Here is a 23,519-nt window from a genome sequence, read left to right on the forward strand (position 1 = left end):
AAATGAAGTTATTTTCAACTACTGGGCTGGGGTTGGCTACTGCGATGGCAGTTGGTCTTGCCGCACCTTCAAGCGCTGAAACCGAACTGACGATGTATTACCCGATTGCAGTCGGGGGGGCATTGACCGAAGTGGTGGACGGCATCGTCGCCGACTTTGAGGCCGCCAATCCCGACATCAAGGTGAACGCGATCTATTCGGGCAACTATGATGACACGCGCGTGCGGGCCTTGTCTGCACTTGCATCCGGTGAACCGGCGCAGCTGGCCGTGATGTTCTCCATCGACGCCTATGATCTGATCGAGCAGGACTTGATCCTTCCATTCGAGGAAGTTGCAACGTCCGACGCCGACAAGGAATGGCTGGGCAGTTTCTATCCTGCGCTGATGGCGAATGGTCTGATCGAAGGTCAGACTTGGGGCATTCCGTTCCAGCGGTCCACGATTGTTGCCTACTACAACAAGGATCTGTTCCGCGCGGCTGGCCTGGATCCGGAAGCACCGCCCACGACCTGGGATGAAATGATCTCGATGGGCAAGGCCCTGACCCAGGGCGACACTTATGGTCTGATGATCCCGTCCACCGGCTACCCTTACTGGATGTTCCAGGCGCTCGCGATCCAGAATGGCAAGGAAGTCATGTCCGGCAATGGTCTGACCACATACTTTGACGATCCGACGGTCGTTGAAACGCTGGAGTTTTGGAAATCGCTTTCGACCGAACACAGCATCATGCCGACCGGTACCGTCGAATGGGGCACGTTGCGTCAGGCATTCCTTGAGGGTCAAACCGCGATGATGTGGCATTCGACTGGCAACCTGACAGCGGTGAAGAATGGCGCAAGCTTTGACTTTGGCGTTGCCGAGCTGCCCGCCAATGTACGCAAGGGCTCGCCCACGGGTGGCGGTAACTTCTATCTGTTCAAGGACACAACGGATGAGGAACGTGCCGCCGCGCTCAAGCTGATGCAGTTCATGACATCCCCTGAACAGGCGGCTGCATGGTCCATCGGTACCGGCTACATGGGTGTGTCGCCGACCGCTTACGAGACCGAGGCGCTTCGGGCATATACGGCCGAATTCCCGCCTGCGCTCGTGGCGCGTAACCAGTTGGAAAACGCTGTCGCCGAATTTTCGACATTCGAGACAGCCCGCGTACGTGATGGCTTGAACAATGCGATCCAGTCTGCATTGACCGGCGCGAAAGAACCCGCTGACGCTTTGGCCGAGGCACAAGCCGCCGCCGTGCGCCTGCTGAGCGACTACCAGTAACGACCCGGATGGGCCTGTGCGCATCGCGTGGCGGCCCATCCTTTCGCCAACCCCGGAGACGCGCCATGTCAGCCCATGCCAACCTTGAACGTCGCAGGCAGGCCATCTATGGCTGGCTACTGCTGTCGCCCGCGGCCGTTCTGCTGACGCTGTTCGCGTTCTATCCCTCTATCGCGACTCTGTGGTCGAGCCTGTTTTCCCGCGGCACCCGACGCAAACCCACCGAATTCGTCGGTACCGAAAACTACGCCGAGCTTTTCGCCGACCCGACCTTCTGGCTCGTGGTCAAAAACAACCTCCTTTATGCGGGCGTCACAATTCCTGTGTCGATTTTCATCGCGTTGTCCATGGCACTTTGGGCAAATGGCAAGATCCGTGCGCGTGGCTTTGTGCGTACTGCCTATTTCACGCCAACTGTTCTACCGATGATCGCCGCCGCCAATCTGTGGCTGTTTTTCTACACGCCCGGTCTTGGCGTGCTGGACCAGATTGGCAGTCTTTTCGGCCTGCCGTCGGTCAACTGGCTGGGCCAGCCGGAAACGGCACTTTGGGCCATCATCATCGTCACGATCTGGAAAGAGGCGGGGTTCTTCATGATTTTTTACCTTGCCGCATTGCAAACTATCCCCGAGGATCTCAAGGAAGCCGCCGACATCGAAGGGGCAAGCCGATGGACCTATACGCGGCGCATCGTGTTGCCGCTCTTGATGCCCACGACGTTGTTCATCGCAGTGAATGCCATGATCAACTCGGTCAAGCTGATCGACCACCTGTTTATCCTGACCAAAGGGGGGCCGTCCGACGCCTCCAAGCTGATCCTATATTACATTTGGGAAATGGCGTTCGCCTTCTTTGATGCACCAAGTGCGGCGGCTATGACGATCATGGTGATCGCGGTCCTTGGGATTGTGGCGGCGATCCAGTTCTTTTACCTCGACAAAAGGACGCACTACCAATGAAGAGCTTGACCAATTTCATGGACAGCTTCGGTGCGATCCTGCTGGCGATCATCTGGATTGCACCTCTGCTGTTTGCGTTCTGGGCCGCCACCCACTCGACCTCGGATGCCGTCAACCTGAAACTCTTTTCGCCCTGGACGCTTGAGAATTTTCGCGTGGCCTGGGCCGGCGCCCCTTGGCTGAAGTACTTTATCAACACCTTCTTGCTCGTGACCGTGATCCTTATCGGACAGTTCGTTCTGACAACGCTGGCGGGCTTCGCTTTTGCCCAATTGCAGTTCCCCGGCAAAGACTTCTTGTTCATTCTGGTTCTGATGCAGCTTTTTATCCTGCCCGAAGTCCTGATCGTAGAAAACTATGCCATGATCTCACGTCTTGGGTTGTTCGACACGATCCTTGGCGTCGGCATGCCCTATATGGCCAGCGCCTTTGGCATCTTTCTGATGCGACAGGCTTTCAAAGGCGTGCCCATCGAATTGCACGAGGCCGCCCGCATCGAAGGTTGCGGATTGCTGGGTATCCTGTGGCGGGTCTACGTGCCCCTCGCGAAACCTACGTATCTCGCCTATGCGTTGGTATCGGTGTCGACCCACTGGAACAACTTCTTGTGGCCGCTGATCGTCACCAACTCGCCTGACACAAGGCCCCTCACAGTTGGTCTGTCGATTTTTGGTGCGCCGGAAAACGGCGTGGACATCAGCATTATTTCGGCTGCGACACTGATGTCTGTCGCCCCGTTGCTGATCGCCTTCCTGATCTTCCAACGCCAGTTTGTGCAAGCCTTCCTGCGTGCAGGGATCAAATGACGGCAATCTTGCAGATATCCGACACCCATATCGTGCCCGAGGGTGCGTTGGTGTCGGGGCGGCTGGACACTTCTGATGCGCTCGCGCGGCTAGTGGAACGGATCACCAGCATCCGCGACCAGATCGGACCGGTTGATGCGCTTCTTGTTAGCGGCGATCTAAGCGATGATGGCAGTGTCCAAAGTTACGCACGGTTCAAGTCACTCATCGCGCCTCTGGACCTGCCGTTATATGTCATCCCCGGGAACCACGATGCCCGTGATCCGATGCGGACTGCCTTTGATAACAAGCTGCCTCAATCCGGCCCGCTAAACTGGACCCACCAGTTGGGTGACGTCCTCCTGATCGGGCTTGATACAATGGTCGAGGGACAGGGCTTGGGAACGTTATCGCCCGACAGCCTTATGTTTTTGCAAAGCGCCTTGTCTCAGTCAGGTGGCGCGCCGGTGCTCTTGGCGCTTCACCATCCCCCCTTTGCCTGTGGCATCGGCTTTATGGATGAAATCGGGTTGACCAACAGGGATGACCTGCATGAAACTGTGGCTGGATATGCTGGCACGCTGCGCATGGTCTGCGGTCACATCCACAACATGATTGTCAGCGACATTGCAGGTCATATCGCCATCTCTGCGCCATCGCCCTGCAGCACCTTCGCCTATGATCGCCGCCCGGATGCAGTTGTCGGTTACATGACGCAGGAAGATGGATGTTTGTTGCACCGATGGGACGACGGGTTTCATACTATCCGTATTGGGCCGATGGCCGGATCGGGTCCATTTCTCTTCTGACCGTGCCAACTGACAGAAAGCAAAACCGGTGAATGAACCGCACATCTTCCAGATCTTGATCCATATCGCAGGTGCGGCAGCCCTGTTGATCTGGGCCGTGCGATTGGTTCGCACAGGCGTCGAGCGTGGTTTTGCAGCACCCCTGCGTATCTGGCTGCGGCATTCAGCCAAGAACCGACTGCTTGCGGCAGCAACTGGCATGGGTGCGGCTGTCTTGTTGCAAAGCGCCACCGCCGTTGCAGTTCTGGTGTCCAACTTTGTCTCCAAGGGCGGACTTGGGACGGCGACCGGGCTGGTGATCTTGTTGGGAGCCGATGTTGGATCGGCTGTGGTGACACAGCTCTTGATGGTGCGGCAGCCAATCCTTGTTCCATTGTTGCTTGTCATCGGGGTGGCTGTGTTTCTGCGCGGCGAAGGCAGCAACACACGGCAGATTGGCCGGATCATGATCGGACTTGCGCTCATTTTCGTGTCGCTGGACATGATCCGCGCAGCGACCGAACCAATGATATCCAACCCGGCCACGCAAGCGGTTATGGCCTATCTCGCTCATGATCTGCTGACCGCCTTTGTCATTGGCGCGGTGTTCGCTTGGGCGGTTCACTCAAGTGTTGCGGCAGTCTTGCTGTTTGTCACGCTTGCGGGACAATCCATATTGCCGCCGCTTGCAGCCGCCACAATGATACTGGGGGCAAATCTGGGGGGAGGCTTGATCGCATTCCTACTGACCTATTCTGCACCTATTGCCGTGCGACGGATGGTTATGGGCAATTTGCTCCTGCGTGGTGGCGGCGCCGCGCTGGCGGTGCTTCTGATTGCGGCAATGCCGGAAGTATTAAACCAACTTGGGTCAACACCCGCCCGACAATCCATCAATTTGCACCTTGTGTTCAATTTGTTGCTGGCGCTTGTTGCGCTCCCGTTTGTGGGGCCGATAACGGCCGCTCTGTCCTTTATCATGGTCGAAAAACCCGATCCGGACCGCGCTTTGAACATTGCCAGCGCCCTGGATCCCGCGCTGCTGGACCGCCCGCAACGCGCAATTGATTGCGCGGCGCGCGAACTGCTGGGGATGGGCCAGAAGATTGAACAGATGCTGATCACGGTCGAACCTCTCTATGATCAATGGAACGGTGCCACCGCGAACCTGATCGCCGATCAGGACAGGGCGATCAAAAAGACGCACCTGGAAATCAAACTCTTTCTCGCACGCCTTGGTCAGAAAGGTATGGATGAGGATTTAAGCCGCCGGTCGATGGAAATGGCCTCGATTTCAACCAGCCTCGATTCCGCATCTGATGCCATCGCGAGGACTATGCTGGAACTCGCCAAGCGTCTGGATATGCAGAAACTGCAATTCTCACCGCAGGGCCGCGATGAAATTCGCGATTTCGCGGATCGGGTCCAAAGCAATGTGCAGCTCGCCTTGAATGTGATGATGAACCAGAACCCGGCCGAGGCGCGCGAGCTTGTTGCGGCAAAGGAAAAGGTGCGCAAAATAGAACAGAAACTGCAACGCAGCCATATCGGCCGCCTGCGCGAGGGGTTGGCAGAAAGCATCGAGACGAGCAACATTCATCAGGAAACACTTCGGGCTCTGAAGCAGATCAACACCGCATTTTCGATGGTAGGCCACCCGATTCTACTTAAATCAGGTGATCTGTTGAAAAGCCGCCTCGCTTAGGGCCAGAGTCTCATCCCGGACAAGCGCGGCGGTATGCTGCTATGTCGGAGTGAGTTGTCTGACATGGTGTCTGTGGCGCTAGGGACCCAACCTGCAATGTCTGATCTGCAGTCATCCTGCTCTTTCGGACCAGGCGCAGCATCGGGCACCTTGGGTTAGCGGGCCGTCATGTGCCACGATCCGAATTAAAATCGGGTCTCACGGCTTGCGTTGGTTCACGTATAGCCAAGCCGATGGAGACGCGGTGCATTACTGAGTTTCCTTGAGAGGTTGCGGAACGACTTGCCCGTAGGGAGTAGCTGGAGTGTTCAGCTTTTCGGCGCTTTTTCAGAAGCCCGTTCCGGTCTGCTCCCAGCGGTCGAGAAAGGGCCGACGAACACCGGCTTACCCAATCACACCGTCTGCCTGTCTTCGCTCTTTGAGGGGCTAAACGACCCCAAGCCGTGCGGAGTTAGTGTGCAACATGGACGCGACAATCGGATCGTGGACCATAGGAAAGCTAGGAAGACCCAACGTCCCAGCCACTGCCGCAGCGAAACTGCTGTTGTACCTATGGTGGATTGTACGAGTGCACGTTTTATTCCAATGAGTTGATGGGCATCCTGTGCTCTGTGTGTGTAACATGATATCGCCTTCTGCCGCGCTCTATCAGGTGTTTGGTGGTTGTATGGCCTTGGTTAAGTCAAAGGTCGTTGGAACCGCAAGGTCTCGGGAGCCCCGGCCAAACCAACTGGCCAGATGTGCAGAAAGCCGAGGTATGCACGTGCTGCCAATGATGACGCAGCATTTATTCATAGCCACTGCAGGTCGTCGCTTCATTCCAGCTAATACCGTCATACCGGACATAAGAAAGCACAATTGCTGCCAGTCGGACTCCCGGCTTAAGACACGTCGGCTGTTTGCATCATGCTCGGGGGCAGTCTAGCTCAAGGTCTCGTCTTCAGCTTCGATGATCAGCTCGTTGTCATGATGACAACGCCCTTATTCGAAGGCCTATCAGGTGTCGCCGCTCAATCTGACAACGCGAGCGGCATGTCTCGACGCATACGCTCAAACAGTTGACCCGCATAATCAGAAGGAAAGTCAGTTCGATCCACGATACGTGCTTCAGGTGCTCGCGGGCATTTTGGGTCCTCGCGATGTGTCACGCCAGTCCAAAGAAATTCACCCTTTCGTTCGCCTTGCCGAGGCGGAACATGCACTCCTTGCGGGCTCCTTCCTTTGATTTGGACTGGGTTGACCAATTTCTCATTCTGTGTCGAACGCTTCCGCTATGCAAAACTGTTCTTTGCACGCTGCCTCGGCATCGGAAGGCGGGTCATATGCAATGACAATTAGTGCTGCCCCCTAAACGTCATCAACCGACCGGGAGCGCTGAAAACCCAAGTTTTCCGAGAAACCAGCCCAATGAAAAAACGTAACGTGGTCTCACCGGAGTCCAAGCCGCTGTCTTGGGTGCGTCCGGTCTAATTCACACTTGTTACCTCACGGCGATACACGCGATAAAAAGGGAAGGTGGTGGAAATGAAGAAGGTTACCAGACAGGTCAGAGCGACGGGTCCAAAAACATCAAATCCAAAAATCTCCACCATGAGGGCTATGGCAGTCAGAGGCGTGCGCAAGAGCGCCGCTAGTGCAGCCGCCATTCCGGTCACAAAAAGCAGCCGCGGATCGCTTGGCGGGGTCCAAGCGGTGGCTTCCAGAATGCGACCAACAAGGGCCCCGCTCACCGCCCCGAAAAAAGCGGCTGGCGTGAACAAGCCCACTGATCCACCTGACGATACTGAAAATGCGACAAGCGCCATGCGCCCGAGCAAGAGTGCCAAGAGGAGACTGACGGGTCCTGTTGCCAACCCGTCCGGTTGAAACACGTCAATCAGGGTCAGGTGAGCCATACCCAGCACATATTCCGGGTGAAGATCAAAAGTACCCCAAAGGGCAGCTGTCGTTGCGACGCTACCAAATGCGCCGATCAGGATACGCGCACCGGGAGTCAAATGCGCTGAAAGTTCGCGAACGAGTACAAGGATGCTGGTGAAAATCAAAGCGATGGGCCCGGCGACAAAAACAGCGATACCCGCAGCAATGAAATAGTCATTCACCCCCAAACTTACCGAAAACGAGACCGCGACGTCTGGTTCGGCCAAAAACAGGTGGGACAGCGAGAACGCAACCAAAGCTCCCATCGCGCAGCATAGAGCATCCTTGAGCTCTATTTTCTCACGGCGCACGGTCTCCATCGCGAAGAGAGCGCCCGCAATTGGCGCATGGAAAAGGGTGGTGCCCATTGCGGCGATTGCAACGAGACGGGAGGCCCGTTCAATGGCGGGCGGCTTTATCCCAGCCAAGCGCGCTGCCGCTGAACCGAAGGCATTTGCCGTCAGGACCATCGGTGCCGCTATTCCGCCTGCCCATCCGGGGCCAACGGTCAGGATTGTTGAAATGGCTTTACGAAAGCCAAAGCCAAAACCATACGCTGCAGGCTCAATGGGCTTCCAAACACCAGGCAGGCCGTGCCCCACTTCATGCACCCAAACAGGCCCGATGCCGAGCCATTTGCGTAGGAAACCAGAGCCGACAAGAACAGCAAACAACACCCCCATGCTCCTGGGCGTATCAAGAGTCGTGAGACCGGAAAACAAGACCAGATTCAATGCGATGACGCACTCTCGAACGCTCAATGTCACAGCCCAAGTCAGTGCCGCAGCAAGTGTCATGATCAGAGAAAAGCGAAGCAATTTTGCGCGCACTGCAATTTTCATAGGTATACTGAACATTTTATAGGCACGAAATTTCCCTTTACTCAGCGGTACTTCGCTAATTGTACGGGCCCAATTCCATCCATGTCCATGTTTATGCGATTATGCTTGCAGACCCTAGACAGCGCCGTAGTTTTTAGATGTTCTAGTGTCGCGGGAATGACAACGCGGGTCTCTTTTCCAATCAAAGAGAGTTTTGCTCAACAGAACTTCAATCAAAAGGGGGAGGCTAAATGCCAGTACATCCAATTCAAGATCACAGTGATCAGCACCTGAGCGACATTTATGCGTCAGAGACTTCGGAACGAAGTCTGCCCAAATACCGAATGCGGGAGGAAATGGCCGAACCCCATGCCGCGTATTCGCTCATTCGCGATGAGTTGCTGCTTGATGGTAATGCCCGACAAAACCTTGCGACCTTCTGCACCACCTGGATTGAAGATGAAGTGAAGCAGCTCATGGAGGATGCTGTTGACAAAAACATGATCGACAAAGACGAGTATCCCCAGACCGCAGAGATTGAAAACCGCTGTGTTCACATCCTGGCCGACCTTTGGCATGCCCAAAAGTCATGGGATACCGTCGGTTGCTCCACGACAGGCTCAAGCGAAGCTGCGATGCTGGGCGGGCTTGCTTTGAAATGGAAGTGGCGTCAGCGCCGTGAGGCCGAAGGTAAGGACACCAGCAAGCCGAACCTTGTTACGGGTCCGGTACAGATTTGCTGGAAGAAATTCGCCCGCTATTTCGATGTCGAAATTCGCGAAGTTCCGCTTGAGGGCGATGCCCTCGGCCTTCAACCGGAAGACTTGCGGAAGTATTGCGATGAAAACACCATCGGGGTGATACCTACGCTGGGTGTGACCTTTACCGGTATTTACGAACCTGTTGAGGCGCTTGCCCGGGAACTGGATGCGATGGAGCGCGAGCTGGGCATCGATATCCCCATACATGTGGATGCGGCCTCCGGCGGCTTTATCGCTCCCTTCATCCAGCCTGACCTCAAGTGGGACTTCCAGATTGAACGTGTCCGCTCGATCAATACATCCGGCCACAAATACGGGCTGGCTCCTTTGGGTGTGGGCTGGATCATCTGGGCATCGAAGGACGATCTGCCGGAGGATTTGATTTTCAATGTCGACTACCTCGGTGGGAACATGCCGACGTTCGCGTTGAATTTCTCCCGTCCGGGCGGCGAGATCATTGCGCAATACTATAACTTCCTGCGGCTTGGGCGGGAAGGGTACACGCAAGTGCAGCAAACCTGTGCTGACACCGCACAGTGGCTGGGTGAAAAGCTGGCTGAGATGGACATCTTTGACATCGTCTATGATGGCTATGGCGGTTTGCCTGCGGTGGCCTACAAGCTCAAGGACGGCAATCATGGATTTACGCTCTACGATCTTTCAGAGCGTGTGCGCATGCGCGGTTGGCAAATCGCGTCCTATCCGCTGCCCTCAAACAGGCAAGAGACGGTTGTGCAGCGCATTTTGGTGCGCCACGGCGTGACGCGCGATCTTGTCGGGCTTCTGATCGAGGACATCAAACGCGCGATTGAACACCTTAAGGAAAACCCGCAGCCGAACTCAAAGGCCGGGCCAACCTTCCATCACGGCGGCGGGGAACAGAAATAATGCGACACCTTAAAGCACTCTACCTCGGTCTTCTGACGCTGCTGAGCACGACAGCCGTGGCGATGGCCCAGACAGCGAATGCAGACGACGTCGGCGTGATTGGTCGCATCTTTGAGGAAATCGAGCCAGTCACTGAAGCCGGTTTGCATGGCTTTTTCCAACTGATGGATCACCAACCCATCGCCTTCATTTTGCTCGCACTTGCCGGCGGTACGTTCCTCGGCAAGTTCAGCTTGAAGGGAATCTCGCTCGGCTCAACGGCGGGCACCCTGTTGATCGGTGTCATAATTTCAATGACGGCGCAGGGGGTCTACGGGATCACCTATTCTATTCCGAGCATTCTTTCTTCGTTCATGTTGCTGCTGTTTATGTACGCCCTCGGCCTCAAGGTCGGGCCGCAGTTCTTTTCCGGTTTGCGCAAAGACGGCACGGCCATCATCGGGATCGGCTTGATCGTCTTTGCGCTCAACTGGGTGATCTGCTTTTACGGCGCGAGGATGCTTGATCTTGCGCCCGGCTATGCGACTGGCCTGATTTCCGGCAGCTACACGATCACGGCCATTCTGGGTGTAGGTCAAAGCGCGCTGGATAGCGGTGCCTATGTGCCACCTGAAGGCATAAGCGTTGAGGAAGTCGGCGCCAATATGGCGGCGGGCTACGCGATCAGCTACGTGTTTTCCAGCATCGGGATCATCCTTCTGATCCGGTATCTGCCGCGTATTTTTGGGCGTGATCCGGTTGCGGATGCGAAAACGGCCGAAGCTGATTTCAGCGGCGGCGCAACCCACCCTGTCCCGGGCGCACCGGGTGCGCTGACAATGGGTTTCTCGCCCTACGATCTGCGGGCGTTTTCTGTGACTCATCACGAATTCGTGGGCAAGAAGGTCTCTCAACTGTCGACTCAGCATCCCGAAGCGCCAATCCTGCGCATTGTGCGCGGTGATGCGATTGTCGAACTCAACGACGATCCCGTCATTGCAAAAGATGACATCATCACGGTTCGTGCCGACGTGCATGATCTGATCCTCAAGGAAGATGCATTGATCGGACCGGAATCTGACAACCTTTTGGCGCGCAGTGTGCCAATGGAAGTCGCGGATATCCGCGTCGGTTCGCATTCAGTGTCAGGCAAAACGCTGGAAGAATTAGCGCGGCATGGCACGGGTGGTGTAACCATCCAAGCATTGTTTCGCGGCGGGAACGAATTGCCACTCGGTCCTAACTCTGACGTGCGGTTCGGAGATGTGGTACGTCTGACCGGTTCAGATGTGGCGCTTCAAGGTGCCGCGAAAGTCTTTGGCGGGCGTGCGATCTTACCCACAATGTCGTCCGAAGTAATGTATCTCGCGATTGCCATGCTGATCGGATACCTTGTCGGTATCATCTCGGTTACAGTCAGCGGCATCCCCTTCGCGCTTGGCACCTCGGCGGGCTGTATTCTGGCCGGTGTCGGTGTGAGCTACATGCGCAGCCGCAATCCTGAGTTTGGCGGGCCAGTCCACGAGGGTGCGCGCAGCTTCCTACAGGACTTTGGCTTGAACGCCTTCGTTGCGGTCCTCTCCGCGAATGTAGGGCCGAAAGTCGTTTCGGCGCTTGGTGGTGACACGATCATCTGGCTCGCCTTGATCGGCGTCGCTGGTGCACTGATTCCGCCGTTCGTGGCGTTTTGGGTCGGCTTCAAGTTCTTCGGTCTCAACTCAATCATTGCGGACGGTGCAGCCACGGGTGGACGCAACAGCACGCCCGGCCTGAATGCCATCGTTGAGGAATCAAAAAGCTCAGTTGCCGCAGTACCCTATCCTGTGAGCTACGCGCTGACGACCGTTCTGGCACTCATCGGTGGCTACATGTCAATGATCTTATCCTGAGGCCGTGGTTTATCTAAACAGCGTCAGGGGGCGGCTGCAGAAACGCGCGCCCTTAAACTGATACCTCTCTCAAGGCCATGCTAGGCCCTGTAAATGGCATGACTGTTTGACCGGGTACTTCGACCGCCCGAACCGTCTCTCGTTGAAAGTAATGCATATGCCGACTGGCAAGTTACGCCTCCAACCCACTTCGTGACCTTCCTCCAAAAAACCTCCGGGCTCATTGTGTCGGCGGCCACATTTGGGACAATACACTACCTGTTCCTGCGTTTGCCCGCCTCAATCGGCATTCTGCTGGTCGCGCTGCTTGCCTCTCTGATGGTGATACTCTTGGACTTTATCGCGCCGGGGCTTGGTGCGGCAGCGGTGGTCGGAGATGCTGTTGCAAGCATCAACTTCTCTGAGGTGCTGTTGGAAGGGATGTTGGGTCTCTTGCTCTTTGCAGGGGCCTTGCATGTCACGCTGTCAGATTTGCGCCAAGAATGGCTTGTCGTGGGCGTCATGGCCACGGCGGGTGAAGTTCTTTCCAGGGCGGTCGTAGGTTTGGGTTTTTCATGGCCGACGGGCATGCCCATCGTGCTCGCCTTGTTGTTTGGTTCGCTGATTTCACCGACTGATCCTGTCGCGGTGTTTGGTATTTTGTGGCAAACGAACTTGCCAAACGATTGAGACACAGAACGCGGGTGAGAGCCTGTTCAATAATGGCGTCGGCTACGTCATATTCCCGATCATCTTTGGCGTCGCCTTTCCGCAAGGCGAAGCGCATGGCGATGGCTTCACAGGCGCGGCGGAACTATTTCTGCGAGAGGCTGTTGGCGGGGCAGTGTTGGGCGTTATTCCGGGCTGGTTGGTGTTTCGTGTCATGCGCCTTGTGGACGACTATGCGCTTGAGGTTCTGATCACGCTGGGACTGGCGTTTGGGGCGGGTATGAGATTGCGGTCTATCTGGATGTGTCCGCACCCATCATGGCCGTCTGCGCCGGTCTTCTTATCGGCGAAATTGGAACGCGCTACAGGATGTCCGAAGAAACCCGCCGTTTTGTTGACGCGTTCTGGAAGCTGATCCACGAGATTTTGAACGCGGTCCTGTTTCTGATGATCGGGTTCGAAGTCTTTTCGATCACCATGGACGTCCGGTATCTGACCGCCGGGGTTGCCGCGATTGCGCTTGCGCAACTGGCGCAATTCATCGCAGTCAGCGTCCCGATGATGCTTTTGCAGACTTTCCACAAGTTTCCAAAAGGCGTGGTGACGATCATGACGTGGGGAGGTCTGAAAGGCGATATCTCCTTCGCCCTCGCATTGTCATTGCCCGATGGTGACTGGAAGCCAGTCATTCTTACAGCCACCTACGTAGTCGTCGTTTTCACGGTCCTCGTGCAAGGACTTACGATTGGTCCACTCGCCAGCAAGTTCATTGGAGACACACAACAGTGGTGACCAAACCGGCCAACTGGCACAAGAGCGTATACTGATGTCCGTACTTTGGATGGATGATTTTCAACCAAGTCATGACGTCGTGTGCTAACGCGACGATTTGATGGCGGTGGGCCTCCAAAACTTCGATTTCGCATCAATTTCAGACTTCAGAATTTCGTCGCGCGCTTTTAGTTTACCGTTCGAAAACTGATGACCATCATGAAGCCTATGCTGGAAAGCCAGTTTCTCACGCGCGGCGTCATTTTTCATGGCAAGGTCATCGAGGCGGCTGTGCATTTAATCTCTGTTAGGCATTTAAGGCTCCTGATATTTTTACGCGAGCAATGACAACATGTCTCTGTCGCATCATCTCTGCTTTGCCAAATGACACAACTCACCAGTTGTGCGCATTAGGGCTGTTTCCTACGCCGTGCCGCGATACAGATTTTTCGTTCAACCGTCAGTTCCCACGATGAGAGCGCATGTGGTGATGTATTGAGACTTCTGCAATGGCTTGTTCCCGCCATTTTCGTCTGAGGCGACGAAAGTCCGGTTCAGACAATTGATATGAGATACATGCGGATCTGTTGATAGGGAAGCGCCGCCAAATCGATGTTACATGAAGAGCCAGTTTTTGGTGTGCAGTAATGAGCCGCCCAAAGCAGGCGTGCTTTCTGTGTTTTTGAGAGTCGCGTTCTGTGTCGGTTTTGCGGAAAAGGAGGGGCTCGAAATCACAAATCTACCCAATCACCGCCGCCTGCCTGTCTTCGCTCTTTGGGGTGGGGTGAACGAACATCTAGGCCGACGAATTCAAACTGTTGCCGGCAAGAATACTTTTAGAGCCTTTGGAGAGCCTGCGATACCTTTCAAAGGATTGATATTTGCAGTCGAGGTCGAGATCCGACTCTCATTACCCACGATGGCCTGAACCCGGACAGTGTTGCGATTTTTGCGGCACACTGCTGCGAAAGAAACACTAGACCTTATTGCCTGTTAAATGCGTTTCTTGGCCAATGAGGTTCCTGTGGGGTGCAGCAATCTCAGACAAAAAACAACTCTTGATAGTGAGTGAACAGGTCACAGCTACTGCGCACTTGGGATAGATATGTGACTGTTAAAACAAAAGGACTTTCAGCAACAAAGCGTGCAGCGCACACCGCGCCAGCATCAGCAAGTTTTGCCACATCTTGGATGAACAAATTGCGGTCTGCGTCTTGGGTCGTGCATATCACCGGACCTGCAATCTTGATCGCAATCTGGTGGGTCGCCTATGTGTTTCAATTGGTCGACAAGAACCTTCTGCCGTCTCCTTTTGCGACGCTCTATGACACCGGCGTAAACATCTTGAGCGGAGATGTTCTGACCGATTTTTGGTTCACCATGGTCCGGGTTTTTTATGCCTTTATCATAGCTGCGATTGTTGGTGTGCCATTGGGGATCGTTTTGGGGGCCAACACCAAAGTCTACCGCTCGGTCGAGTTCATCATCGATTTCTTTCGGTCCACGCCAGCCACAGCGATGTTCCCGCTCTTTCTTTTACTATTTGGTCTCGGAGACTTTTCGAAAATCGCAGTGGCCTGTTTCGCGGCACTCCTGGTGATTGTTTTTAACACTGCCTACGGGGTCATGAATGCCCGCCAAACGCGTATTTTGGCTGCGCGTTCCATGGGCGCGTCGCGCACTCGTATTTTCATTGGCGTAATATTTTTCGAAACACTGCCTCAAACTTTTATCGGATTGCGCACTGCGGTTTCGATGGCACTCGTGGTGATCATTGTCGCGGAGATGTTTATCGGCGCGTCCGATGGGCTTGGACACCGCATCATTGACGCGCAAATTTCTTACAATTTGACCGACATGTATGGCTCGATACTGGTCACCGGAGCCATGGGCTACGGGCTGAATATCTTCTTTCTGGCACTGGAAAAGCACTTTGTTCATTGGTCAGGAAAGTGACCATGGATCAAGAGCATGGATGCCAAAGCGCTCTGAAAAACTTCTCAACTCAAAGGACACGAACAATGAAAAAACAACTTGCCGCCGGGGGCCTTGCGGTCCTGTTGTCAGCCGGCGCGGCATCCGCCGCCTGCGACAGCTATGAAGAAGTAACATCGGCATGGCTGCCCATTATGCAGACCACAGCTTACTACGTGGCCCATGAAGAAGGTCTTTTTGAAAAAGCCTGCATCAAGGTCAACTCAAACAAAATGCAGTCGCCGAACCATATTATTGATGCTCTCGTCGGAGAGCGTGCTGATTTCGGCCCGCCGGGTGCGGCGGCTGGTATTGCCATGATCGCTGAATCGAAGTTCCCAGGCACGTTTAAGGTCTTTGGATTGCAAGGCGGCGGGATCGAGATCGATTTGATCAATGACGGTCTGATTGTAAAAGATGGCAGCGGGATTGAGTCCTTCGCCGACTTGAAGGGCAAGACCATCGGCCACGTGCCCGGCATTCAATGGCGCACAATCACGCGGCATCTTGTCCGGGCCGCGGGACTTGACCCTGACACCGATGTGACGCTGGTCGATCTTGCGGTTCCTCAGCAAGTCCCAGCCGTTTTGGGGGGGAGCGTTGACGCGACCTTATCGTTGGAACCCGTCGGTTCGATCGCCGCAGCCACAGATGGCGTCACCCGCGCCGTGATCAATCCGGTTGCGGCTGTCATCGCTGACCCGTTTTATTCCGGTGCTGCGGTTCTGACAACGAAGTTCATCAGCGAGCGGCCCGAAACAGCCAAAAAGATCGTCGACATCATTGACGAAGCCACTGCCTTGGCCATGGCTGATTTCGACAAGTACAAGGCTATCATTCCAAAATATACCGCGATACGCGACACGCAGCTTGATCTCCTCGCCAAGCCTTATCTGCGCAGCTTTGCCACCTTGAATGAAACGGACCTGAATTCCTATCAGGCTTTTGTGGATGTTTTTGTATCGGAAGGCGTGATGAGCGAGCCAATGGACGTGCGCACGAAGATGTTGAAAGATACAGATTTCGGGGGAAGCTAGGGTTCAATGCTGAATCAACCCATCATTGATCAGCCCAAAAGTAGCGAGGCCGTGAAAAGCGGCCTCGCGCATTCGGCACCGGCTCGCAAACGCAAGTTGACCATTGGAGGGCTGCAAAAGTCTTTTGACGACACTCTGGTCTATGACGACTTCGACCTAACGCTGCCGCTTGGATCATTCACCAGCATTTTTGGGCCCAATGGTTGCGGCAAAAGCACGTTGATAAACATGATTTCCGGGCTGATGCCGATGGATGCGGGCGAGGTCCTTTATGATGGTCGAACGATCCGGGAAACTCGGATTTCTTACGTCTTTCAAAACTACCGGGAAGCTTTGTTTCCCTGGTTGCGCGCCATTGATAACATTCACTACCCTCTCAAGTTGCAGGGCGTTCCAAAGGCGGAGCGCGAACGACGTGTCGATCAACTGGTGACAGACTTTGGGATCAAGATCGATCTGAATGCCTACCCCTATGCGCTGTCGGGCGGCCAACAACAGGCTGTCTCTATTTTGCGTGCCCTAGTGCGTGAACCAGAAGTCCTGTTCCTTGATGAGCCGTTTTCAGCGCTTGATTATGAAATGACACTCTTGATGCGGGAAAAGCTACAGATCATCTATGAAAAGACGGGGACAACCATGATCTTGGTGTCTCATGATCTCGAAGAGGCTGTTCAAATGGCGGATCAGGTGCTGTTACTCACACGCCGTCCGACACGGGTCGCGGCTTTGGTCGATAACCCACTTGCTCGTCCGCGGGATTCAGCGACGCTTGTGAGTGCCGACTTTGTCGCGTTGCGCAGCCAGTGTCTGGAGATCTTTCAGCGGGAAGCCAACGCGACAGCTTTATGAAAATAATGACAAAAAAGGAGAGTTGATGTGAAAGGCTACCACGACATCGGCGGCGACAAAGCCGGCGCTGTTCCTCAGAAAGAGCTGCCTTGGGTACATTGGGAAAAGCAAGTCGAAGCCATACGTAACTTGCTTGGGGACGGGACACGCCGCATTATCGCGCTTGATGAAATGCGTCGCGGTTTTGAGAGTTTTGGCGAGGACAAATACAAGGCGCTTTCTTTCTATCGGCGGCGTCTGGAAGCCATGACTGATATTCTGGTCGAGAAAGACATCATTACCCTGGCTGAGCTCGAAGCGGCAATCGAAGCCAGAAAGAAAGTCTGGGCGCCGGAAACGGAGGAAGGTGCCAAACCGTGAGCCAGCGCTTTGAACTTGGTGATACGGTCGAGGTACTTGCGCTGGAAAAGACGGGTCATGTGCGCATTCCGGTCTACATTCGCGGTCAGATTGGAACCGTCGTGCAGTATTGCGGTCGATATCTCAACCCCGAAGATCTGGCGGTCGGCAAAACGTCCGGGCCGGGCATCGACCTTTACAGGGTGGAATTCGAGCAACATCACCTGTGGGCATCACCTGAACACCCACCGCAAGACCGCCTGATCATAGAAATCTATGACCACTGGCTAAAACCGCAAAATCGCAAAGAACCGACACCGACTGACCACCAGGAGACGACATGAGCCATGCCCACCACCACGATGACCATGAAGCATTGGTCGAAGAAGACGAGGCTGGAAACCTTGAGGCTCAAATCATCATTGACGCCTTGCAGGACGTTCTGATCGCAAAAGGTCTGTTGACTGCGCCCGAAGTCACCAGCGAGATTGAGAAACTGGAGTCCAAGGGCATCCATCTGGGGGCTAAAATTGTCGCCAAAGCCTGGACGGAAGAGGATTACAAAGCGCGCCTGCTTGAAAACGGCAAAAGCGCCATTCAGGAAATTGGCGTGCCGGTCGGAGAAGCTCAGATCGTAGTCGTTGAGAACACCGAGAGTATTCATAATCTGATCACCTGCACGCTTTGTTCATGCTATCCGCGCTCTATTCTCGGGCAACCTCCGTCTTGGTATATTTCCAAAGCCTATCGCGCGCGCACGGTGCGCGAACCCCGCAGCGTGCTCTCCGAATTTGGCCTTGATTTGAGTGACGACATTCAACTCATTGTCCATGATAGCAATGCGGACATGCGCTACTTGGTGCTGCCTCAACCGCCTGAAGGTGTTGAGCAGCGTGACCTTAAAACCTTGGAAGCGATGATAACACGCAATCAGCTTGTCGGAGTGAGCCGCTAGAGCGCTTTTCGCGTGCCACTCAGACCGTTCCAATTGAGGTGCGCGATACATGCTCACGTTCTTAGACGCGTTTGACGAAATCACCGATGAAACCAGCAAGGCTTGTGTCGCCTGCGGGGATTGCTTTGAGGCATGTCCAATCACGGATGACGCGGGCCTGACCGGCGCAGATTGTGAAACCGTCACTGTCGGCATTCTGCAAATGATCGCAGAGGGCACCGGTCCAGATGCGGCAAAACAATGGGCGAATGCCTGCGTCCTGAGCGGCGATTGCATATCCGCTTGCGCGCATGGCGTAAACCCACGGCTCTTGTTGTCGATGGCGCGGATTGGCGAAACACGTGATGCAGCACCCCTAAAAGAGCGGCGGCGTGACGGTGTTGATGCCTTCAAAGGGCTGGGGCGCGATGTGCGGGTCTTGAGCCAGATCCAACTCAATGACGCTGACCTCTCACGGCTGAACCCATCTGTGGCAACGCGGGATAGACCAAAGCCGCCTGACGTTATCTTTTACACCGGCTGCAACGTGCTTAAGACGCCTCACATTGCGTTGCTGTGTCTCGATATTATGGACCTGCTGGGCGTTGATTACATGGTCCAAGGGGGCCCCAGCCATTGCTGTGGCATTCTGCAAATGCGGACCGGAGACATTGAGGCTGCAGGCCGCATGGGAGTGGCAACCCTGGACAAATTCGCAGCGACCGGTGCCAGTAGGGTGCTGACGTGGTGTCCTTCGTGCTTTGTCAACTTCAGTGAGGCGATCATTCCAGCAGCAAAGCGCGCTCAGAACAACATCGACACTGAAATGACGCCATTTGTTATCTACCTCCTCGAACGACTTGAAGATTTGCGGCCCCACCTGAAGCACCGCGTGCCGATCAAGGTCGCCTTGCATGCCCATCGCGGCGTCAAAGACGTACCGGAGGCCGCGCGGCAATTGCTTGCTGCGACGCCGGGGGTAGAAGTGATTGACCTCGGCATGCCTGATCCCGGTTTGATGAGCAATTCGTTCCGCGCCCTGCCGGATTTTCGGCGCGATCTGCATACGCGCGAATTGCGAGCAGCGGCAGACGCTGGCGTTGATGCATTGGCCGCTGTCTATCATGCCGATCACCGTGAGCTATGCGCCCATGAACGCGATTGGCCCTTCTTGATCGTAAATCTGCTCGACATTGTCGGTGCCGGTTTGGGGTTGCAGCAGGATGACATCTATAAACGCCTGAAGGTGACGCAGGACGCGGACGCGATCCTTGAAGATTGCGCGGAAAAACTGAAACAACGCGGTATTTCACTCGATGCAGCGCGGCCGGTTGTTGAGAATGCGCTACTGGCTGACCAACCGCTACCGCTTCTACCCGCCAGTCAAGAAACTGGTTGAATAAGCGCCAATAGCTATGCGAGTGCTCAGTTATTGCGCATGCCAAAGGCTTGCAATCGCGAACACAACCCATTTCCGAATGATTTCTTGACCAAAAGCCGTTCTTGCGAGGGGCTAGGGTCAGGAGCGCGTGAGTGCGCGCCATGGGGAAAAGGGGAATGCAATGATTTCATATATTAAGAGCATTTTGACCGCTGGTTTTGCTGTTGCCGCTGCAATCAGTCTTGGTGCATATTCTGCCACTGCGGAAGAGAGCTATCCAAGCAAACCGGTCCAGCTGGTTGTCGGCTTTGGTCCGGGTGGCCCATCTGGCATCGCGGCACGTTTCATGCAGAAACGTTTTGAGGCGGTGACCGGGCAAGAGTTGGTGATCATCAACAAACCCGGTGCCGGAGGTGCTAAAGCCTGGTCGCAAATCAACCAGGATCCGACAGATGGCTATCACCTTACCTTGTTGAACTTCCCGCACACGGTTTTGCAGCCGATCGCGCGGGGTGAGAACGCAGGCTACACCGATGAAGACATTCACCCGGTGCTCTTTTACACGTCTGTTCCGCAAGTGATTGCCGTGCCCAAAGACAGCCCCTTTGAGAGTTTCGAAGATCTGCTTGCCGCAGTTAAGGCCGCTCCCGGTTCCATCACCATTGCCGGGACAGGCATCGGCGGATCCAATCACTCAGCCTTCTACAAATTTACGCAGGCCGCAGGTGTTGAGGCCGCCTATGTGCCGTTTAAAGATACCTCCTCAACTGTAACCGCCTTGAAAAGCGGCGCAGTCGATGCGGCCTGGACTTTTACCACCCAAGGCGTGCGGGACGGCGACGCAATCCGGATGCTGGCCATTGCGTCAGAGGAACGCATGCCACTCTTCCCGGACGTCCCGACGATGGGTGAACTTGGGTATCCGATGATCGACAAAGCATGGTGGAGCATCGGGGTCCCTCCTGGGACTTCAGACGAGTTGCGCGCGCAAGTATCAGCCGCGTTCACAAAGGTCGTGAGCGATGAGGCTGTTGCAATGGACATGGAAACCGGCGGATACGCACCGATGCTGGTGCCGTTTCCCGACAGCAAAGAGTTCAAGGCTGGTATCTTAGAAGACTACACCGCCATCGGCCAAGCCCTCGCAACGACGAACTAGTGGTCCTTTGTTCCGGCTTGGGGGCTTTGTGATCTTTGAGGCCGGGAGTTTGGGCGCGAAAAGGGTCGAATGATGGAATTCCTCAGCTTGGCGTCAGAAGCATTCACGCTTTACAACGTCATGATCGCGATGGCGGGCCTGTTGCTTGGCATCGTGATCGGTGCCCTGCCTGGGCTGAGCTCTACTTTCGCGCTTGCCGTTCTGCTCCCGCTGACGTTCACCATGGGCGGAACTTCGGCCCTGCTGTTTCTCGGCACAGTCTATATGGGATCTACCTATGGTGGGTGTTTTGCAGCGATCCTTGTAAACACGCCGGGCACGCCGCAATCGATTACCACAACCTTTGACGGCTACCCGATGGCCAAACGTGGCGAAGGCGGGTTTGCGCTGTCGATTGCCTGTTTTTCATCGGTGGCTGGTGGTTTGATCGGCATCGTTGCTTTCTTGTTTCTTGCGCCCCAATTGGCGAAAATCGCATTGCTTTTCAGGCCACCTGAGTACTTTTGGCTCGCCATTCTGGGGCTGACAATCATTGCCTCGCTTAGCGAAGGAAACATGATCAAGGGATTGATCGCGGGATTTATCGGGTTGTTGCTCAGCCAGGTTGGCGTGTCCGTCGTTAGCGGCGATGCACGCTTCACCTATGAGCAGACCGCCCTGATTGGGGGCATTCCCTTTATCCCGGCCACAATCGGCCTTTTGTGTTTGCCTGTTGTTATCGACCTGATGGCGCAGCCGGGGCATCACCTTGATGCGCCCTTGGATGCGCGAGACGGTCAATTTCGCAGAGCCGCCCGCGAGGTTTGGACGCAGAAACTTAACGTTATCCGCAGTTCGGTCATCGGGACGGTGATTGGCGTTATCCCGGCTGCGGGAGGCGCTGTGGCCAGTCTTGTGTCCTACTCTGAAGCCTCACGCGCAGCGCGAAAGGGCCAACAGTTTGGCCAAGGAGAACCCAGCGGCGTGGTCGCATCAGAAACCGCAAACAACGCAACGGTTGGGTCCGGTCTTGTGCCGACCTTTGTCCTTGGCATTCCGGGCACGCCGCCTGACGCGGTGATCCTTGCGGCCATGCTTGTGCACGGTGTCCAGATCGGACCAAAACTGTTCACAGAGCATGGCGATGTTGTCTACACCTTTGTGGCGGGGATGCTCTTTGCGACTATCATGATGCTGCCCGTGGGTCTCATATTGGGGCGCTATATCTATCTGCTCGTTATGCAAACGCCCAAGGCGGTTCTGGCACCCACGGTCGCACTCATGACGCTGATTGGGGCATTCGCCATCCAAAACAGCTATCACGACGTGATCATCATGCTGGCGCTTGGTCTCTTTGGCTGGACGTTGACACGCTTTGGGTTCCCGGTTGCGCCCATCGTGCTGGGCTTGTTGCTGGGTCCCATCGCCGAACAAGGCTTTGCGCAATCGGTGATGATCGGGCGCGCCAAGGGTGACATCGTTGGATACTTCTTTAGCAACCCAATCTCGATCATCCTGATTACAGCAATCATTGCCGCCCTCATTTTACCCACGCTTCTGCGTATGTTGAGCCGAAGAAGATATCGCCATCTGCAAGAGACATCCCATGTCGACTAAAAATCATCATCACAAGGACCGGTCTACAAACAGCATCGCTGGTCTAATCTTTGCAGCCCTTGGCGTGCTCGTGATCTGGCAATCGCAGCAATTCGAATCCAGCGGTTCGGTTACGCCGATCTTCATTGGCACCGTGTTAATCCTCCTATCCGCCGCACTTATTCTCACGGCTTATCTCGCGCCGCACCAAATTCCAGCGATCAAAAGACCCGAGGGGTCTCTCTCACGTCGCTTCACCGCCGGTATGATCATTGCCCTATGGGTGGCTTTGCTTCCTTTGCTGGGGTTTGTAGCGACCTCAATCGTCGCGTTTCTGGCAATCTCGCGGACTGTCCCATCCGAGGACAGATGGCGCTTACGCACCTATCTCATACGCGGCTTCATCGGCGCAGTGATCGTCGTGCTCTTTTGGTTTACGCTGACGACGTATCTAGGCATCGCTTTGCCTCAAGCGCGCCTTTTCTTCCAAACTTAAGGATCATTTGAATGTTGGATCTTGTACATAGCCTTGTCCCCGGTGGACCAAAAACCGTCGGGCCCTTTCATCACGCTGTGACGGCGGGGGACTACCACTTTGTCACCGGGCAAATGCCGACGATGCCGGATGATCCAACGCAGGTTGTGCCCGGTGGGATTGAAGCACAGACCCGCAGGGTCATGGACAATCTTCAATTGGTTCTGACCGGTTTGGAAAGCGGTTTTGATCGCGTCGCCTTCGTCAGGGTCTATCTTGTGAACTTTCAGGACTTTGCCACCGTGAACCAGATCTATCGGACATACTTTGACGCTGACAAACTGCCGGCACGCACCTGCATCGGTGTAACCGGATTAGCCGTTGGCGCACTCATCGAGATTGATTTGATAGCGGCGTGTTGAGTTTCTATCTGCTCTCGAAATGCCGCGCTTTCAACGTCTTCGCAGCCAGCAAGTTGAGTAATACACAGCCGAATCCAAATATTCTCACACTCGAAGTCACAACAGATGCAGAGGCCTCAGACTACAAACTCGAAGACGAATTTGTTTTTGACTTCGCCTAAGGATATCCAGAGAAAAATTGGATCGAAT

At 55.0% G+C, this 23,519-nt stretch carries 21 protein-coding genes and 1 pseudogene; 21 read left to right on the plus strand and 1 reads right to left on the minus strand.

Annotated features, from left to right (window positions below):
* Positions 1-2: 2 nt before the first annotated feature.
* From R8G34_23020 to R8G34_23040, 5 genes are all read left to right on the plus strand, one after another.
* Positions 3-1,271, plus strand: a complete 1,269-nt coding sequence (locus R8G34_23020; GenBank protein ID MDW3225725.1) for an ABC transporter substrate-binding protein — start codon at positions 3-5, stop codon at positions 1,269-1,271.
* Positions 1,272-1,336: 65 nt separating this feature from the next.
* Positions 1,337-2,230, plus strand: a complete 894-nt coding sequence (locus tag R8G34_23025) for a sugar ABC transporter permease (GenBank protein ID MDW3225726.1) — start codon at positions 1,337-1,339, stop codon at positions 2,228-2,230.
* Positions 2,227-3,036 (plus strand): carbohydrate ABC transporter permease, encoded by an 810-nt coding sequence (locus R8G34_23030; protein MDW3225727.1) that lies wholly within the window; start codon positions 2,227-2,229, stop codon positions 3,034-3,036. The genes R8G34_23025 and R8G34_23030 overlap by 4 nt, the downstream gene beginning before the upstream one ends.
* Entirely contained in the window at positions 3,033-3,824 is a 792-nt protein-coding gene (locus tag R8G34_23035) for a phosphodiesterase (protein ID MDW3225728.1), read from the plus strand. The genes R8G34_23030 and R8G34_23035 overlap by 4 nt, the downstream gene beginning before the upstream one ends.
* Before the next feature lie 28 nt (positions 3,825-3,852).
* The gene (locus R8G34_23040; protein MDW3225729.1) at positions 3,853-5,508 is read left to right on the plus strand and encodes a Na/Pi cotransporter family protein; all 1,656 of its coding nucleotides are present in this window, start codon (positions 3,853-3,855) and stop codon (positions 5,506-5,508) included.
* A gap of 1,466 nt (positions 5,509-6,974) precedes the next feature.
* Here R8G34_23040 and R8G34_23045 read toward each other — a convergent pair.
* Positions 6,975-8,225, minus strand: a complete 1,251-nt coding sequence (locus R8G34_23045) for a chloride channel protein (GenBank protein ID MDW3225730.1) — start codon at positions 8,223-8,225, stop codon at positions 6,975-6,977.
* Positions 8,226-8,500: 275 nt separating this feature from the next.
* Here R8G34_23045 and R8G34_23050 point away from each other — a divergent pair, with 275 nt between their 5' ends.
* From R8G34_23050 to R8G34_23125, 16 genes and pseudogenes are all read left to right on the plus strand, one after another.
* Positions 8,501-9,898, plus strand: a complete 1,398-nt coding sequence (locus R8G34_23050) for a glutamate decarboxylase (GenBank protein MDW3225731.1) — start codon at positions 8,501-8,503, stop codon at positions 9,896-9,898.
* Positions 9,898-11,766 (plus strand): transporter, encoded by a 1,869-nt coding sequence (locus R8G34_23055; GenBank protein MDW3225732.1) that lies wholly within the window; start codon positions 9,898-9,900, stop codon positions 11,764-11,766. Before R8G34_23050 ends, R8G34_23055 begins: the two co-directional genes overlap by 1 nt.
* A 192-nt stretch (positions 11,767-11,958) precedes the next feature.
* Positions 11,959-13,206: pseudogene (locus R8G34_23060) on the plus strand (cation:proton antiporter).
* Between the two features lie 598 nt (positions 13,207-13,804).
* Positions 13,805-14,113 carry a hypothetical protein gene (locus tag R8G34_23065; GenBank protein ID MDW3225733.1) on the plus strand — a complete coding sequence of 103 codons (309 nt, stop codon included), beginning with the start codon at positions 13,805-13,807 and terminating at the stop codon, positions 14,111-14,113.
* 263 nt (positions 14,114-14,376) lie between these two features.
* The gene (locus R8G34_23070) at positions 14,377-15,141 is read left to right on the plus strand and encodes an ABC transporter permease (GenBank protein ID MDW3225734.1); all 765 of its coding nucleotides are present in this window, start codon (positions 14,377-14,379) and stop codon (positions 15,139-15,141) included.
* 65 nt (positions 15,142-15,206) lie between these two features.
* Entirely contained in the window at positions 15,207-16,196 is a 990-nt protein-coding gene (locus R8G34_23075) for an ABC transporter substrate-binding protein (GenBank protein MDW3225735.1), read from the plus strand.
* A 6-nt stretch (positions 16,197-16,202) separates the two neighbouring features.
* Entirely contained in the window at positions 16,203-17,045 is an 843-nt protein-coding gene (locus R8G34_23080) for an ABC transporter ATP-binding protein (protein ID MDW3225736.1), read from the plus strand.
* A 27-nt stretch (positions 17,046-17,072) separates the two neighbouring features.
* Entirely contained in the window at positions 17,073-17,405 is a 333-nt protein-coding gene (locus R8G34_23085) for a nitrile hydratase subunit beta (GenBank protein ID MDW3225737.1), read from the plus strand.
* Positions 17,402-17,728, plus strand: coding sequence for a nitrile hydratase subunit beta (locus R8G34_23090; protein ID MDW3225738.1), 327 nt, complete (start codon positions 17,402-17,404; stop codon positions 17,726-17,728). Before R8G34_23085 ends, R8G34_23090 begins: the two co-directional genes overlap by 4 nt.
* Positions 17,725-18,339, plus strand: coding sequence for a nitrile hydratase subunit alpha (locus R8G34_23095; GenBank protein MDW3225739.1), 615 nt, complete (start codon positions 17,725-17,727; stop codon positions 18,337-18,339). The genes R8G34_23090 and R8G34_23095 overlap by 4 nt, the downstream gene beginning before the upstream one ends.
* 49 nt (positions 18,340-18,388) lie before the next feature.
* Positions 18,389-19,717, plus strand: coding sequence for a (Fe-S)-binding protein (locus R8G34_23100; GenBank protein MDW3225740.1), 1,329 nt, complete (start codon positions 18,389-18,391; stop codon positions 19,715-19,717).
* A gap of 163 nt (positions 19,718-19,880) precedes the next feature.
* Entirely contained in the window at positions 19,881-20,858 is a 978-nt protein-coding gene (locus R8G34_23105; protein MDW3225741.1) for a tripartite tricarboxylate transporter substrate binding protein, read from the plus strand.
* Between the two features lie 72 nt (positions 20,859-20,930).
* Entirely contained in the window at positions 20,931-22,454 is a 1,524-nt protein-coding gene (locus R8G34_23110) for a tripartite tricarboxylate transporter permease (GenBank protein ID MDW3225742.1), read from the plus strand.
* Complete coding sequence (locus tag R8G34_23115) at positions 22,444-22,929, plus strand: tripartite tricarboxylate transporter TctB family protein (protein MDW3225743.1); 486 nt, start codon at positions 22,444-22,446, stop codon at positions 22,927-22,929. The genes R8G34_23110 and R8G34_23115 overlap by 11 nt, the downstream gene beginning before the upstream one ends.
* Positions 22,930-22,940: 11 nt before the next feature.
* Entirely contained in the window at positions 22,941-23,330 is a 390-nt protein-coding gene (locus tag R8G34_23120; protein MDW3225744.1) for a RidA family protein, read from the plus strand.
* Entirely contained in the window at positions 23,327-23,491 is a 165-nt protein-coding gene (locus R8G34_23125) for a hypothetical protein (protein ID MDW3225745.1), read from the plus strand. Before R8G34_23120 ends, R8G34_23125 begins: the two co-directional genes overlap by 4 nt.
* The last annotated feature ends 28 nt before the right edge of the window (positions 23,492-23,519 follow it).

This window comes from Paracoccaceae bacterium (assembly GCA_033344815.1).
GTDB lineage: Bacteria > Pseudomonadota > Alphaproteobacteria > Rhodobacterales > Rhodobacteraceae > Roseobacter.

Bases quoted from the DNA above. Each gene is read 5' to 3' on its own strand.
- R8G34_23020 (MDW3225725.1), top strand. From the start codon at position 3: ATGAAGTTATTTTCAACTACTGGGCTGGGGTTGGCTACTGCGATGGCA.
- R8G34_23025 (MDW3225726.1), top strand. From the start codon at position 1,337: ATGTCAGCCCATGCCAACCTTGAACGTCGCAGGCAGGCCATCTATGGC.
- R8G34_23030 (MDW3225727.1), top strand. From the start codon at position 2,227: ATGAAGAGCTTGACCAATTTCATGGACAGCTTCGGTGCGATCCTGCTG.
- R8G34_23035 (MDW3225728.1), top strand. From the start codon at position 3,033: ATGACGGCAATCTTGCAGATATCCGACACCCATATCGTGCCCGAGGGT.
- R8G34_23045 (MDW3225730.1), bottom strand. From the start codon at position 8,225: ATGACACTTGCTGCGGCACTGACTTGGGCTGTGACATTGAGCGTTCGA.
- R8G34_23050 (MDW3225731.1), top strand. From the start codon at position 8,501: ATGCCAGTACATCCAATTCAAGATCACAGTGATCAGCACCTGAGCGAC.
- R8G34_23055 (MDW3225732.1), top strand. From the start codon at position 9,898: ATGCGACACCTTAAAGCACTCTACCTCGGTCTTCTGACGCTGCTGAGC.
- R8G34_23065 (MDW3225733.1), top strand. From the start codon at position 13,805: ATGAAGAGCCAGTTTTTGGTGTGCAGTAATGAGCCGCCCAAAGCAGGC.
- R8G34_23070 (MDW3225734.1), top strand. From the start codon at position 14,377: ATGAACAAATTGCGGTCTGCGTCTTGGGTCGTGCATATCACCGGACCT.
- R8G34_23075 (MDW3225735.1), top strand. From the start codon at position 15,207: ATGAAAAAACAACTTGCCGCCGGGGGCCTTGCGGTCCTGTTGTCAGCC.
- R8G34_23080 (MDW3225736.1), top strand. From the start codon at position 16,203: ATGCTGAATCAACCCATCATTGATCAGCCCAAAAGTAGCGAGGCCGTG.
- R8G34_23095 (MDW3225739.1), top strand. From the start codon at position 17,725: ATGAGCCATGCCCACCACCACGATGACCATGAAGCATTGGTCGAAGAA.
- R8G34_23100 (MDW3225740.1), top strand. From the start codon at position 18,389: ATGCTCACGTTCTTAGACGCGTTTGACGAAATCACCGATGAAACCAGC.
- R8G34_23105 (MDW3225741.1), top strand. From the start codon at position 19,881: ATGATTTCATATATTAAGAGCATTTTGACCGCTGGTTTTGCTGTTGCC.
- R8G34_23110 (MDW3225742.1), top strand. From the start codon at position 20,931: ATGGAATTCCTCAGCTTGGCGTCAGAAGCATTCACGCTTTACAACGTC.
- R8G34_23115 (MDW3225743.1), top strand. From the start codon at position 22,444: ATGTCGACTAAAAATCATCATCACAAGGACCGGTCTACAAACAGCATC.
- R8G34_23120 (MDW3225744.1), top strand. From the start codon at position 22,941: ATGTTGGATCTTGTACATAGCCTTGTCCCCGGTGGACCAAAAACCGTC.